The following is a 13289-nucleotide window of genomic DNA, read 5'->3' as shown; positions in this document are numbered from 1 at the left end:
CGCGCGCGACGACATCGATGTGATCGGCCTCGCCTACGAGGACATCGAGCCGAAGGCGATGCGGGATTTCCTCGCCACGCACAAGCTGGCTTACCCGATCGCGATCATCGACACGATGGATCCGCCGGCGGATTTCGAGACGCCGCGCGGGTTGCCGATGACGGTGATCATCGCGCCCGATGGGCGCGTCGCGAAGACGCTGCTGGGGCCGGTGACGATCGCCGCGATCGAGCAGGCGATCGCGGCGCACGGAACGACGGCCGCGGGATGACCGCCGCGCGTTTCCTCGTTTCGGGCCGCGTGCAGGGCGTCGCGTTCCGCGCGCACGCGCGACGCGAGGCGCAGGCCCTGGGACTGACCGGCCATGCGCGCAACCTCGCCGACGGCCGCGTCGAAATCGAAGCGCACGGCGACGGCCACGCGATCGACGCGTTCGCGCGCTGGCTGGCGCACGGGCCGCCGCTGGCACGCGTGGACGCGGTGTCGCGCACGGACTTCGCCGCGAGCCACGCGCCGGCGGAATTCAGCACCGGCTGAGCCGCGCTTCACCGCATGCCGACGGCACGACCGCGAGGCTCGCGACATGCCGACGACCGACACCCCAGGCGCATGACATTCACCGACGCGATCGGCTGGGGCGCGTCCGCCATCCTCATCGCCACGCTCGCACGACAGGTCTACACGCAGTGGCGCGAGCGCACCACCGACGGCGTGTCGCGCTGGCTGTTCATCGGCCAGCTCTGCGCGAGCATCGGCTTCACGATCTACAGCTGGCGCGTGGGCAACGGCGTGTTCGTGTTCACGAACAGCGTGCTGCTGATCACCGCGATCGTGGGCCAGCTGATCTACAAGCGGAACAAACGCATCGCCGAGCGCGAGGGCTAGGCGTCGAGACCCGCCGGCGGAGCGCCCTCGCGCCACCGCTGCGCCATCTGTACAGCCACGGCGGCCAGCGACGCGGCGAACCCGTCCATGTCGAACAGCGGCGACCTCGCGCGCGCCGCCGCTACGCGCGCCCGGACCGCGGCGAGCGCGCCCGGGTCCCGCCCGAGCTCGATGGCGCGCCGCACGAACGCGGCATCGTCGGCCACGCGCAGGTCGTCGATTCCCAGCGCGGTGACGAGGCTGGCCGCGACGCGCGACGCGAACGTCTCGCCCGGCCGCGTCAGTACGGGGCAGCCCGCCCAGAGCGCGTCGGAAGCGGTGGTGTGGGCGTTGTACGGATTCGTGTCGAGGAAGAGGTCGGCGAGCTGCAGACGCGCGAGGTAATCCGGATGCGGCTGCTTGGGCATGAAGACGAGTCGCGACGGATCGATCCCCGCGCCCGATGCCGCGTCGCGCAGGCGCTCGTCCGCACGGCCGGGGCCCGAGAGCAGCCACAGCACGCTGCCGTCGACGTCGCGCAGGACCTCAAACGCGCGTGACATGCTGGCCGCGTTGAGCTTGTAGCTGTTGTTGAAACAGCAGAACACGACGCCCCTGGCCGGAAGCCCGCAGGCCTCGCGCGACGGCGGCGGTGGCAGCGGGCGCGCCGTGTCGGACGGCTGGAAGCAGTGCGGCAGGTACGCGACCGCCTCGCCGAAATGCGGCGCGAGCGACGGCGGCAGCACCGTGCGATCGGCCAGCACGTAATCGATCCAGGGCGCGCCCGACGTGCCGGGATACGCGAGCCAGTTCACCTGCACCGGCGCCGGGCGCATCGCGAGCACCTCGGGCGTGCCGCCGCCGCCCCATCCGCGCAGGTCGAACAGCACGTCGATGCGCTCGGCACGGATGCGTTCGGCGACGACCCGATGCGGGCGGTGCGCGACGTCGTGCAGCCGTGTCGCCGCGGCGATGCGCCGACGCACGCCGCTGCCGTCGTCGGGATTGAGTGCGAAGACGTGGGCTTCGATGCCGTCCCGGCTGCGCAGGGCCTCGAACATCGCGACGGTCAGCAGGCCCGTGGGATGCGCGCCGAAGCCGTTGGACAGGAAACCGAGCCGGACCGGTCCGTCGCGGCGCGACGCTCGCTCGACCGGCGCCATCGGGCGGATGCCCGCGCCGACCATCGACGCCCGCAGGCGTGCGCACTGCAACTGCTCGGCGGGGGTCGAATCCTCGCTCAGGAAGGCGAACGGCTCGACCGACGCGCGGCCACCGCGCACGGCGTCGCGTACCTGCGCGGACAGCGTGTCGACATCGCGCCAGTCGCAGAGGCGGCGACGCGCGGCGAGCAGGTAGGCGGCGACCATCGCCTCGTCCGGCAACAGGCGATGCGCATGCGCGAACGCCTGCGCCGCCTCCTCCCCGCGCCGCACGTCCTCGAGCGCGTGGCCGAGCCACACGGCGATGCCCGGATGTCCCGGGGCGGCCTGCGCCGCCTGCGACAGCGACAGCACCGCATCGTCGGCGCGCCCGAGCATCGACTGCGCACGCCCCAGACGCGCCAGCGCCTCGGGTTCGCCCGGCCGCAATTGCAGCGCGCGCCGCGCGGCGCGCTCGCCGGCGATCGGGTCGCCCGCATCGAGCTCGGCCTCGGCCAGGATCACCCAGGCGATCGCATCGCCCGGCGCGCGCTGGACCTGCGTGCGCGCGTGCTGGCGCGGGTCGGCCATCAGCCGTCGACCCGCGACTCCGCGAGGTCGAGCGCGTACCACTGCGTCGATTCCTCGTCCCAGCCGGCATCGCGGTAGAGCGCACGCGCGGCGAGGTTCTCCACCGCGGTTTCCAGGACGATGCGACGGGCACCGGCGGCGCGCGCGGCGACCGCCGAGGCGTCGAGCAGGCGTCGACCCACGCCGGTTCGCCGCGCGTTCGCGTCGACGTAGAGATCGTTGAGCACGAACACCGGCACCATGCGCACGGACGAGAACATCGGATACAGCTGCGCGAAGCCGACGGCGCGCCCGCCCTGCCACGCGAGCAGCAGCAACGACTCGCGCTGCGCCATGCGCTCGGCGAGGAAGGCGCGGCCCGCGGCCGGATCGGTCGGCTGGCCGTAGAACTGGCGGTACGCATCGAACAGGCGCGCGGCCTCGTCGAGGTCGTCCGGCGTGGCGGTGCGGATGCGGAAGTCGTCGGTCATGGCGGTCGCGGCGGCGGGCGTGTCGGGATTGTCGCGTGCAAACGCGGGGCGCGCGATGCGCTCAGGCCGCCGACGTCAGCCGCGCCAGTTCGTCCGCCTGGTGTTCCTGCTGCAGACGGTCGAGCAGGGCGTCCAGGCCGCCTTCCATCACGTTCGGTAGGTCGTACAGCGTCAGGCCGTCGACGCGGTGGTCGGTGATGCGGCCCTGCGGGAAGCTGTAGGTGCGGATGCGCTGGCTGCGATCGCCGCTGCCGACCTGGAGTTTGCGCGTCTCCGCCTGTGCCGCCGCGGCCTTTTCGGCCTGCGCCTCGGCCAGCATGGCGCGCAGGCGCTTCATGGCCTTGTCGCGGTTCGCGTGCTGGCTGCGCTCGGTCTGGCTCTCGACGACGAGGCCGGTCGGCAGGTGCGTGATGCGGATCGCCGAGTCGGTCTTGTTGACGTGCTGGCCGCCGGCGCCGGAGGACCGGTACGTGTCCACGCGCAGGTCGGCCGGCGAGATCTCGATCGGCGCTTCGTCGGCTTCGACCGGGATGATCGCCACCGTGGCCGCCGACGTGTGGATACGGCCCTGCGATTCCGTCGCCGGCACGCGCTGTACGCGGTGCGTGCCGGATTCGAACTTCAGCCGCGAGTACGCGCCGCGGCCCTCGACACGCGCGATGACTTCCTTGAAGCCGCCATGCTCGCCCGGGTTGGCCGATTCGACCTCGATGCGCCAGCCCTGGCGCTCGGCGTAGCGCGTGTACATGCGGAAGAGGTCGCCGGCGAAGATCGCCGCCTCGTCGCCACCGGTACCGGCGCGCACTTCCAGATAGAGGTCGCCCTCGTCGCGCGGATCCTTCGGGATCAGGTGCGCGAGCAGTTCGGCATCGAGTTGTTCCAGGCGCTGCGTCGCGGCGGCGACTTCCTCGTCGGCCAGCTCGCGCAGCTCCGGGTCGTCGCGCATCGCCTGCGCGTTCGCGAGGTCCGCACGCGCGCGCTGCTCGTCGGCGAGCGCGTTGGCGACGGGCTCGAGTTGCGCGAACTCGCGCGAGAGCTTGCGGAACTGCGCGGCGTCGCCGATGACGGCGGGGTCGGCGAGCAGGCGCTCGAGTTCCTCGCGGCGTTCGGCCAGGGCTTCGAGCTTGCGGCGCAGGGACGGGTTCATTCGGGTTCCGGTCGACAGGGCAGGGCGGCCCGTCGCCATGACGGGCCGTTCGCGGCGCGGAAACGGTCGCTAACGTTCGCCGGGACGCGTCGCGTCGGCGGGGTTCGGCTCGGGGAACAGGCGCTCGGCGGCGCGCGCCAGCTCGGCATCGCCCTGCGAGGCGGCGTCGCGCACGGCCACCGTGGGCGCGTGCAGCAGGCGGTTGGTCAGGGTGTGCGCGAGGAATTCCAGCGCGTCCTCCGGCGACATGCCCGACGCGAGCTGCTGCCGCGCCCTGGCAAGGATTTCCGCGCGCGCCGCCTCGCCGTGCGCGCGGATGCGCTTGACAGGCTCGCTGCGCGTGCTGGCTTCGAGTTTTTCGCGGAAGCGCGTGACCTGCAGCTCGACGATCGCCTCGGCTTCGTCCGCGGCCTCGCGGCGGCTGCGGCGGTTGTCCTCGATCGCGCGCTCGAGGTCGTCGACCGTGTAGAGGAACACGTCCTGCAGCTGGGCGACGCCGGCATCGACGTCGCGCGGCACCGCGAGGTCGAGCAGCAGCATCGGGCGACGCCGGCGCGCGGCGAGCGCGGCTTCGACCTGCGCGGCATGCAGGATCGGCACGCGGCTGGCGGTGGCGCTGAGCACGACGTCGGCCTCGGCGAGATGCTTGTCCAGTTCGGTCAGCGGCAGCGCATAGCCGCCGTGGCGCAGCGCGAGGTCCTGCGCATGCGCGACGGTGCGATTGGCGACGAGAAGCCGCTTGGTGCCGGCCTGCACGAGGTGGCGCGCGGCCAGTTCGATCGTTTCGCCCGCGCCGATCAGCAGCACCGTCGACTGCGCCAGCGGCGCGAACGATTCCTGCGCCAGCTTCACCGCGGTGGACGCGACCGACACCGGGTTCGCGCCGATGCGCGTGTCGGTGCGCGCGCGCTTGGCGGTGTTGAAGGCGTGCTGGAACAGGCGGTCGAGGCGGTTGCCGAGCGTGCCCGCGGCGCGCGCGGTCGCCCAGGCGTCCTTCACCTGGCCGAGGATCTGCGGCTCGCCCAGCACCAGCGAATCCAGGCCCGTCGCCACGCGGAACAGGTGGCGCACGGCTTCGGCATCGGCGTGCCGGTAGAGGTAGGCGTGCAGGTCGGGGCCGACGTCCGACCGCCGTGCCAGCCAGTCGGCGAGCGCCGTGCCGTCGTCGCCGGTCTCGGCATAGAGCTCGGTGCGATTGCAGGTCGAGAGCAGGGCGACCTCGTGAACGGCCGGCAACGCACGCAGCTCGGCCAGCGCGCTGCCCGTCGCGTCGCCGGCGAACGCCACCCGCTCGCGCACGTCGACGGGCGCGGTGGCGTGGTTGAGGCCGATGACGTGGAAACCCATTCGTTACAGGTGCCTGCGCTAAGCTGCGGCGGCAGCCCCGGCATTCTACCGATGCGGGTGCTGACCCCCTCCGAGTCGCCATTATCCCGGGTGCGCATGCTTCAGGTTTTGCGTTCGATCAAGCGTCTGGGCCTCGCGCTCGCGATCGCCGCCGCACTTCCGGTGACGGCGGCCCCCGCGACGGCCGATCTCCCGCTGCAGCCGCTGCTGGCCGGCGAGTTCGCGCTCCAGGCCGGCAAGCTGGACGAGGCCGCGACCGGCTACCTCCAGGCCGCCCGCGCGGCCCGCGACGTCGCGCTCGCCGAGCGCGCCACCGGAATCGCGCTGGTGGCCAAGGACGACAAGCGGGCCGCCGAGGCGCTGGCGCTCTGGCGCGACCTGCTGGGCCCCGCGGCGAAGACCGAGGCCGACATCGCGGTCGCCGAGGCCACGCTCGCCCTGCACCGCGGCGACGACGCGGCGGCCACGCGCCAACTCGCGGCCCTGTTCGCGCGACCGAACGACGGCTGGAAGCTCGCCATCGGCACGCTGGCCGGCGGCGCGAAGACGCCGAAGCAGGCGGCCGCGATCGTCACGCGCCTGCTCGACCAGAAGGCCGTGCCTGCCACGCTGCAGGCCTGGCTCGCGCTCGGCGGGCTCGCCCAGCGGCTCGACCAGGCCAAGCTCGCCGACCGCATCGTCGCCGAGGTGATCGCGAAGTTCCCCGGCGATCCGCGCGTCGCGCTGCTCAACGCCAGCCAGCTGCGCGAGGCCGGCAAGAAGGCCGAGGCGCGGGCGGTGGTCGACGCGCTGCGCGAGACCGCGTCCAAGGATGCCGAGCTGCGCCTGCTGGTCGCCCGCGAATACGACTCGCTCGGCGAGCCCGCCGCCGCGGCCGACATGCTGGCGCGCGGCCCGCAGGACGACCAGACCTACGCCCTGCGCGCCTCGCTGTATGCGCGCGGCGACGACAAGTCGCGGCTGCAGCAGCTCTACGACGAACTGGCCCGCGACGCCCAGCGCCCGGATCCCGACCGCCGCCTGCTGCTCGGCCAGCTCGCCGAGTACCTCAAGCATTTCGACGCCGCGCTGGGCTGGTACACCAGCGTGCCCGGCGGGCCGCAGCGCTGGGTCGCCCGCCTGCGCACGGCCAACGTGCTGCACGAGCTCGGCCGCGGCAAGGAGGCGGTCGATTCGCTGCGGGCGCTGCAGCAGGACGCCTCGGCCGAGGACGATGTCCGTCGCGATGCCTACGCGCTCGAGGCCGCGCTCTGGCAGAAGGACAAGGACGACGCCCGCGAGATGGACGCGTTCGCGCGCGGCCTCGCCGCGATGCCGGACGATCCCGACCTGCTGTACTCGCGTGCGCTGGCCTGGGAGCGCCGCGACGACGTCGCCCGCGCGGAGGCCGACCTGCGCAGGATCCTCGTCGCGCAGCCCGACAACGTCGCCACCCTGAACGCGCTCGGCTACACGCTGGCCGACCGCACGACGCGCTACCAGGAGGCGCTGGAGCTGATCAATCGCGCGCGGGCCGCCGAGCCGAACAACGCCGCCATCGTCGACAGCTACGGCTGGGTGCTCTACCGCCTCGGCAAGCCCGCCGAGGCGCTGGTCGAGCTGCAGCGCGCCTATGCCCTGCAGAAGGATGCCGAGATCGCCGCACACGTCGGCGAGGTGCTGTGGGTACTCGGCCGGCAGGACGAGGCGCGGCGGTATTTCGTCGAATCCCGCGAGCTCGATGCCGACAACCGTTCGCTGGCCCGCGCGCTGAAGACGACCGGTGCGGTGCTGCCGCCGGCGCCGCCCGCCGCGTCGAAGCCCGCGCCGGGCACGTCGGCGTCCGCGCCCGCGCCCGCCTCCGGGGCCGCCCGATGAGCGCCGTCCGTCGACTGTCGCGGCTGGCCGCCGTCCTCCTGGCGCTCGCGCTCGCCGGTTGCGCCACGCCCCGCGTCGTCGCGCCGCTGCCGCCGACCGACGCGTCGATGGCGCAGCTGGCCCGCCGCGAGCAGGCGCTTGCCGCACAGCCCGACTGGGGCCTCGACGGTCGCATCGCCGTGTCCAACAGCCGCGACGCGGGCAGCGGGCGCATCGAGTGGCGACAGACCGGCCCCCGCTTCGACATCGCCCTGACCGCGCCGATCACCCGACAGGGCTGGCGCCTCACCGGCGAGCCGGGGCGCGCCACCCTCGACGGCCTGCAAGGCGGCCCCCGGCAGGGCGACGACGCCGAATCGCTGCTGCGCGAGGCCACCGGCTGGGACATCCCGGTGCGGTCGCTGCCGCGCTGGGTACGCGGCCTGCGTGCCGATCCGGACCGCGCGGTCGTCCAGTTCGGCGCCGACGGCCGCCTCGCGCGGCTGGCCGAATCGGGCTGGACCATCGACTACACCTGGCCGTCGGCGATCGACGCGGCGCTGCCGGCCCGGATCGAAGCCCGGCGCGACGACGCCCGTGTCCGCCTCGTCATCGACCGCTGGACGGACGGCGCCGAGGCGCCATGACCGGGGCTGCGTGGACCGACTGGCCGGCCCCGGCCAAGCTCAACCTGTTCCTGCACATCACCGGCCGCCGGCCCGACGGGTACCACGAGCTGCAGAGCCTTTTCCGCCTGCTGGAGTGGGGCGACACCGTCCGCCTGCGACTGCGTGCCGACGGCGCGATCGCCCGCATCGGCCCTTCGGTGCCCGGCGTGGGCGAGGACGAGGATCTCGCGGTACGTGCGGCCAAGATGCTGCAAAAGTCCGCCAATGTCGGCGAAGGTGCCGACATCATGCTGTTTAAACGAATCCCTACGGGCGGCGGCTTCGGCGGTGGGTCCTCGGACGCGGCGACGGTCCTGGTCGCGCTCAACCGGCTATGGCGTGTGGACTGGCCGCTGGATCGGCTCGCGGAGCTCGGCCTCGGCCTCGGCGCGGACGTCCCGGTCTTCGTCCTCGGGCGCAATGCGTGGGCGGAAGGGGTCGGCGAGCGGCTGACACCGGTCGAGCTTCCACCGGCGTGGTACGTGGTTGTCGAGCCCCCGGTGCAGGCGCCGACGGCCGTTCTGTTCGCGGACCCTGATTTGACGCGGGATACACCGCCCTTGAAAATGGCGGACTTCGTTGCGGGGGGCGACCCCCGGAGTGACCGGTTCGGCAACGCGTTCGAATCCGTCCTGCGTGCGCGCGAGCCGGCGGTCGATGCCGTGCTCGAGGCGCTATCGCAGGTCGGCCGCGCGCGATTGACCGGCTCGGGCAGCGGCTGCTTCGTCGAATTCGCCACTCGCGAATCGGCGGAGGTCGCGCTGGGTCGGCTGCCGTCGACGCTGCGATGCCGGCTCGTCGCCGGGGCCGCGGTATCGCCGCTGCACCGGATGCTCCACAGGTTCCAGGCGTCGCCGTAACGCGCCGCTCGTTCGACAACGACAGGGGCGTCGCCAAGCGGTTAAGGCACCAGGTTTTGATCCTGGCATGCGAAGGTTCGAATCCTTCCGCCCCTGCCATTCGTGGCGCCCACCGGACGTCCTGCGCGCAGCGCGCAACGCCGGCCATGCGACGTGCATCTGACCGATTTCCGCTCCGAAACCTTCGAATGCCGGCCGCCATGCACAAAGATCGCAGCAACCTCCTCGTCTTCAGCGGCAACGCGAACCGCCCGCTCGCCGAAGCCGTCTGCAAGGAGCTCGGCACGCGCCTGGGCAAGGCGCTGGTCGGCAAGTTCTCCGACGGCGAGGTGCAGGTCGAGATCGAGGAGAACGTGCGCCGGCAGGAAGTGTTCGTGATCCAGCCGACGAACGCGCCGACGGCCGAGAATTTCATGGAGCTGCTGGTGCTGGTGGACGCGCTCAAGCGCGCCTCGGTCAGCAACGTCACCGCCGTCGTCCCGTATTTCGGCTACGCCCGCCAGGACCGCCGCCCGCGCAGCTCGCGCGTGCCGATCACGGCGAAGGTGGCGGCGAAGATGTTCAGTGCGGTGGGGACCGATCGCGTATTGACGGTCGACCTGCATGCCGACCAGATCCAGGGTTTCTTCGACATTCCGGTCGACAACGTCTACGCATCGCCGCTGCTGCTCGCCGACATCTGGCGCGCGCACGGCACGGACAACATGGTCGTGGTGTCGCCCGACGTCGGTGGCGTGGTGCGTGCCCGCGCGATCGCCAAGCGACTGGACGACGCCGACCTCGCGATCATCGACAAGCGCCGCCCGAAGGCGAATGTCGCGACGGTGATGAACATCATCGGTGACGTCGACGGCAAGACCTGCGTGCTGGTCGACGACATCGTCGACACCGCCGGCACGCTAGGCGCCGCGGCCGGTGCGCTGAAGGAGCGCGGTGCGACCAAGGTCGTGGCGTACTGCACGCATCCGGTGCTGTCGGGCGCGGCGATCGAGAACGTGACGAACTCGGCGCTCGACGAGCTCGTGGTCACCGACACGATCATGCTGTCCGAGGCGGCGAAAGCCTGCCCGAAGATCCGCCAGCTGTCCGTCGCCGAACTGCTCGCCGAGACGATCCGTCGCGTGGCGTTCGGCGAGTCGGTCAGCTCGTTGTACGTCGACTAGTTTCCGCGGCGAAAGCCGCACCTCCGCTCACCTGGTCGCGGGTGAGTGACATCGCCGCCGCGAGGCGGTTTCCATCGCAGTAACAGTGAGTAATCGAAATGTCCGAACACACCATCAAGGCCACCGGCCGCAGCGACAAGGGGAAGGGTGCGAGCCGCCTCCTGCGTCATGCCGCCGCCATCCCGGCCATCGTCTACGGCGGCAGCGCCGAGCCGAAGCAGATCCAGCTCGAGCACGAGAAGGTCTGGCTCGCCAGCCAGAACGAGTGGTTCTACTCGTCGATCCTGTCGCTCGACATCGACGGCAGCGTCGAGAGCGTGCTGCTGCGTGACATGCAGCGCCACCCGTTCAAGCAGCAGATCATGCACCTGGACTTCCAGCGCGTGGACGCGAACCAGACGCTGCGCGCGTCGGTGCCGCTGCACTTCCTGAACCAGGAAACGTCGCCGGCCGGCAAGTCGGCCGAGGTCGTGGTCACCCACGAGCTCAACGAAGTGACCGTGAGCTGCCTGCCGAAGAACCTGCCGGAGTTCATCGAGGTCGACCTCGCGAACCTGAAGCAGGGCGACATCGTCCACCTGTCCGACCTCAAGCTGCCGAACGGCGTCGAGATCCCCGAGCTCAAGCTGGGCAAGGAGCACGACGTCGCGGTGGTCATCGCCAAGGCCGCCCGCACGGCGGAAGAGGACGAGACCCCGGCCGCGGAAGGCGACAAGAAGTAATCGCGTCATGCGGACGGGCCGACCCTCGCGGTCGGCCCGTTCGTATTTGCGGATATCGCGATGGCAGGCCTGAAACTCATCGTCGGACTGGGCAATCCCGGTGCCGAGCACGTGCGCCAGCGGCACAACGCCGGGTTCTGGTTCGTGGACGAGCTCGCGCGCAAGTCCGGCGGTACGTTCCGCGTCGAGTCGAAGCTGTTCGGCGAGGTCTGCAAGGTCGACATCGGCGGTCAGAGCGTCTGGCTGCTCAAGCCCGCGACCTTCATGAACCTCTCCGGCAAGTCGGTCACCGCCGCGCTGCGGTTCTGGAAGATCGAACCGGACGAAGCGCTGCTGGCGCATGACGAGCTCGACCTGCCGCCCGGCACCGCGCGCCTCAAGTTCGACGGCGGGCACGGCGGCCAGAACGGCCTGCGCGACACCATCCGCCTGCTCGGCCATGCGAAGTTCCACCGGCTGCGCGTCGGCATCGGCCACCCGGGCCACAAGGACAAGGTCGTGGGCTGGGTGCTCGGCAAGCCGTCGCCGGCGGACGAATCGATGATCCTGCGCTCGATCGACGACGCCATCGACGTCCTGCCGCTCGCCGTGTCCGGCGACATCAACGAAGCGATGAAGCGCCTCAACACCGCGAAAGCCTGAGCGGGCATGCGGAAGCGGCTGCACGACGGCCGCTTCCGCATCACCGTTCGAATCACCGGAGCCAGACCATGGGCATCAAATGCGGCATCGTCGGCCTGCCCAACGTCGGCAAGTCGACCCTCTTCAACGCGCTCACCAAGGCGGGCATCGCCGCGGCGAATTTCCCCTTCTGCACGATCGAGCCCAACGTCGGCGTCGTGCCGGTGCCGGATCCGCGCCTGAACCAGCTGGCCGAGATCGTGAAGCCGCAGAAGGTCATCCCGACCGCGGTGGAGTTCGTCGACATCGCCGGCCTGGTCGCCGGCGCGGCCTCGGGCGAGGGCCTGGGCAACAAGTTCCTCGCGCACATCCGCGAAGTCGACGCGATCACGCACGTGGTGCGCTGCTTCGAGAATGCCGACGTCATCCACGTCAACAACAAGGTCGACCCGCTCGCCGACATCGACACGATCGACACCGAGCTGGCGCTCGCCGACCTCGACTCGGTCGACAAGGCGCTGCAGCGCGCAGAGCGCTCGGCCAAGGCGGGCGACAAGGACGCCAAGGCGCGTGCCGAGGTGCTCGGCCGCCTGCGCAAGGTGCTCGACGACGGCCGTCCGGCGCGCCAGGCCGAGCTGTCCGACGACGACCGCGCGCTCGTGCGCGACCTGTTCCTGCTCACGCTCAAGCCGGTCATGTACGTCGCCAACGTGCTGGAGGACGGTTTCGAGAACAATCCGCACCTCGATGCCGTGCGCGAGCGCGCGGCTCGCGAGGGTGCCGAGGTCGTGCCGGTCTCGGCCGCGATCGAGGAGGAGCTCAGCCAGCTCGAGGACGCCGACCGCGACGCGTTCCTCGCCGATCTCGGCCTCGACGAGCCGGGCCTGAACCGCGTGATCCGCGCCGCCTACAAGCTGCTCGGCCTGCAGACCTATTTCACCGCTGGCGTGAAGGAGGTCCGCGCCTGGACGGTCAAGGCGGGCGCGACCGCGCCACAGGCGGCCGCGGTGATCCATACGGACTTCGAGAAGGGCTTCATCCGCGCCGAAACCATCGGTTTCGACGACTTCATCAAGTACCGGGGCGAGGCCGGTGCCCGCGATGCGGGTCGCCTGCGACTGGAGGGCAAGGATTACCGGGTCCAGGAGGGCGACGTCCTGCATTTCCGCTTCAACGTCTGACCGGCGGTTCGGTCGACGGTCGGGGAAGTGAACAGTCCGTTGACTTGCCCCGATCGGTCGGCCAGAATTGCGGGCTCTTCGGAGGGATACCCAAGCGGCCAACGGGGGCAGACTGTAAATCTGCTGGCTTACGCCTTCGGTGGTTCGAATCCACCTCCCTCCACCAGCTTTCGCTTCAAACCGGCGGCGTTACCAACCACCGGCGCAGTACCCAAGCAGGTCCGTCCGGCGCGGGAGTAGTTCAACGGTAGAACCTCAGCCTTCCAAGCTGATGGTGCGGGTTCGATTCCCGTCTCCCGCTCCATTGAACGCAGCGACAGACACCCGCTTGGCAGCCTCACAGGCTCACGTAGCTCAGTCGGTAGAGCACCTCCTTGGTAAGGAGGAGGTCGAAGGTTCGATTCCTTTCGTGAGCACCATTTCGCAATCCACCGAACGCTTCTTCGGGAAGCGCCCCAACGAGACGCAACCATGGCCAAGGGTAAGTTCGAGCGCACCAAGCCCCACGTGAACGTGGGCACGATCGGTCACGTGGACCACGGCAAGACGACGCTGACGGCGGCGCTGACGAAGGTGGGTGCCGAGCGTTTCGGTGGTGAGTTCAAGGCGTACGACCAGATCGACGCGGCGCCGGAAGAGAAGGCGCGCGGCATCACGATCTCGACGGCGCACGTGGA

General features: G+C 70.9%; 14 protein-coding genes, 4 tRNA genes and 1 pseudogene. 15 read left to right on the top strand and 4 right to left on the bottom strand.

The features are described 5' to 3' along the window. From E4F61_RS12925 to E4F61_RS12915, 3 genes are all read left to right on the top strand, one after another. Window positions 1-271: thioredoxin domain-containing protein (locus E4F61_RS12925; RefSeq protein ID WP_484482006.1), on the top strand; the 271-nt coding region annotated here is incomplete at its 5' end. Continuing rightward, window positions 268-537 carry an acylphosphatase gene (locus E4F61_RS12920; RefSeq protein ID WP_133480044.1) on the top strand — a complete coding sequence of 90 codons (270 nt, stop codon included), beginning with the start codon at window positions 268-270 and terminating at the stop codon, window positions 535-537. The genes E4F61_RS12925 and E4F61_RS12920, both read left to right, overlap by 4 nt. A gap of 72 nt (window positions 538-609) precedes the next feature. Then, complete coding sequence (locus E4F61_RS12915; protein WP_133480043.1) at window positions 610-885, top strand: PQ-loop domain-containing transporter; 276 nt, start codon at window positions 610-612, stop codon at window positions 883-885. Here E4F61_RS12915 and E4F61_RS12910 read toward each other — a convergent pair. From E4F61_RS12910 to hemA, 4 genes are all read right to left on the bottom strand, one after another. Further along, a complete protein-coding gene (locus E4F61_RS12910) occupies window positions 882-2597 on the bottom strand; it encodes an O-linked N-acetylglucosamine transferase, SPINDLY family protein (protein WP_133480042.1) in 1716 nt (571 codons plus the stop codon). The two genes, E4F61_RS12915 and E4F61_RS12910, sit on opposite strands and share 4 nt — an antisense overlap. Continuing rightward, window positions 2597-3067, bottom strand: a complete 471-nt coding sequence (locus E4F61_RS12905; protein WP_133480041.1) for a GNAT family N-acetyltransferase — start codon at window positions 3065-3067, stop codon at window positions 2597-2599. The genes E4F61_RS12910 and E4F61_RS12905 overlap by 1 nt, the downstream gene beginning before the upstream one ends. Window positions 3068-3128: 61 nt before the next feature. Then, window positions 3129-4214 carry a peptide chain release factor 1 gene (prfA, locus tag E4F61_RS12900; protein ID WP_133480040.1) on the bottom strand — a complete coding sequence of 362 codons (1086 nt, stop codon included), beginning with the start codon at window positions 4212-4214 and terminating at the stop codon, window positions 3129-3131. A 69-nt stretch (window positions 4215-4283) separates the two neighbouring features. Further along, the gene (gene hemA / locus E4F61_RS12895; RefSeq protein ID WP_133480039.1) at window positions 4284-5561 is read right to left on the bottom strand and encodes a glutamyl-tRNA reductase; all 1278 of its coding nucleotides are present in this window, start codon (window positions 5559-5561) and stop codon (window positions 4284-4286) included. A 96-nt stretch (window positions 5562-5657) separates the two neighbouring features. Here hemA and E4F61_RS12890 point away from each other — a divergent pair. The 12 genes and pseudogenes from E4F61_RS12890 to E4F61_RS12835 form a co-directional block, all read left to right on the top strand. Next, window positions 5658-7325: pseudogene (locus E4F61_RS12890) on the top strand (tetratricopeptide repeat protein); the annotation flags it as partial. A gap of 89 nt (window positions 7326-7414) precedes the next feature. After that, window positions 7415-8044, top strand: a complete 630-nt coding sequence (lolB, locus tag E4F61_RS12885) for a lipoprotein insertase outer membrane protein LolB (RefSeq protein WP_133480038.1) — start codon at window positions 7415-7417, stop codon at window positions 8042-8044. Continuing rightward, the gene (gene ispE / locus E4F61_RS12880) at window positions 8041-8925 is read left to right on the top strand and encodes a 4-(cytidine 5'-diphospho)-2-C-methyl-D-erythritol kinase (RefSeq protein WP_133480037.1); all 885 of its coding nucleotides are present in this window, start codon (window positions 8041-8043) and stop codon (window positions 8923-8925) included. The genes lolB and ispE overlap by 4 nt, the downstream gene beginning before the upstream one ends. A gap of 23 nt (window positions 8926-8948) precedes the next feature. Continuing rightward, window positions 8949-9024, top strand: a tRNA-Gln gene (locus E4F61_RS12875). Window positions 9025-9125: 101 nt separating this feature from the next. After that, window positions 9126-10088, top strand: a complete 963-nt coding sequence (locus tag E4F61_RS12870; protein WP_133480036.1) for a ribose-phosphate diphosphokinase — start codon at window positions 9126-9128, stop codon at window positions 10086-10088. 98 nt (window positions 10089-10186) lie between these two features. Then, on the top strand, window positions 10187-10810 hold the full coding sequence (locus tag E4F61_RS12865; protein WP_133480035.1) for a 50S ribosomal protein L25/general stress protein Ctc: 624 nt from the start codon (window positions 10187-10189) through the stop codon (window positions 10808-10810). A gap of 60 nt (window positions 10811-10870) precedes the next feature. Continuing rightward, window positions 10871-11452 (top strand): aminoacyl-tRNA hydrolase, encoded by a 582-nt coding sequence (pth, locus tag E4F61_RS12860; protein ID WP_133480034.1) that lies wholly within the window; start codon window positions 10871-10873, stop codon window positions 11450-11452. A gap of 68 nt (window positions 11453-11520) precedes the next feature. Then, window positions 11521-12612: a redox-regulated ATPase YchF gene (ychF, locus tag E4F61_RS12855; protein ID WP_133480033.1), complete on the top strand. Its 1092-nt coding sequence runs from the start codon at window positions 11521-11523 to the stop codon at window positions 12610-12612. An 80-nt stretch (window positions 12613-12692) separates the two neighbouring features. Then, window positions 12693-12778: transfer RNA gene (locus E4F61_RS12850), tRNA-Tyr, on the top strand. Between the two features lie 64 nt (window positions 12779-12842). Further along, window positions 12843-12916, top strand: a tRNA-Gly gene (locus E4F61_RS12845). Between the two features lie 39 nt (window positions 12917-12955). Further along, window positions 12956-13031, top strand: a tRNA-Thr gene (locus E4F61_RS12840). A 52-nt stretch (window positions 13032-13083) separates the two neighbouring features. Then, on the top strand, window positions 13084-13289 hold a 206-nt coding region (locus E4F61_RS12835; protein WP_238382910.1), incomplete at its 3' end, for a GTP-binding protein.

The organism is Cognatilysobacter segetis (genome assembly GCF_004359965.1).
Taxonomy (GTDB): domain Bacteria; phylum Pseudomonadota; class Gammaproteobacteria; order Xanthomonadales; family Xanthomonadaceae; genus Cognatilysobacter; species Cognatilysobacter segetis.
The sequence above is the reverse complement of the archived record's forward strand: the minus strand, read 5'-3'. Positions and strand labels throughout refer to the sequence as shown.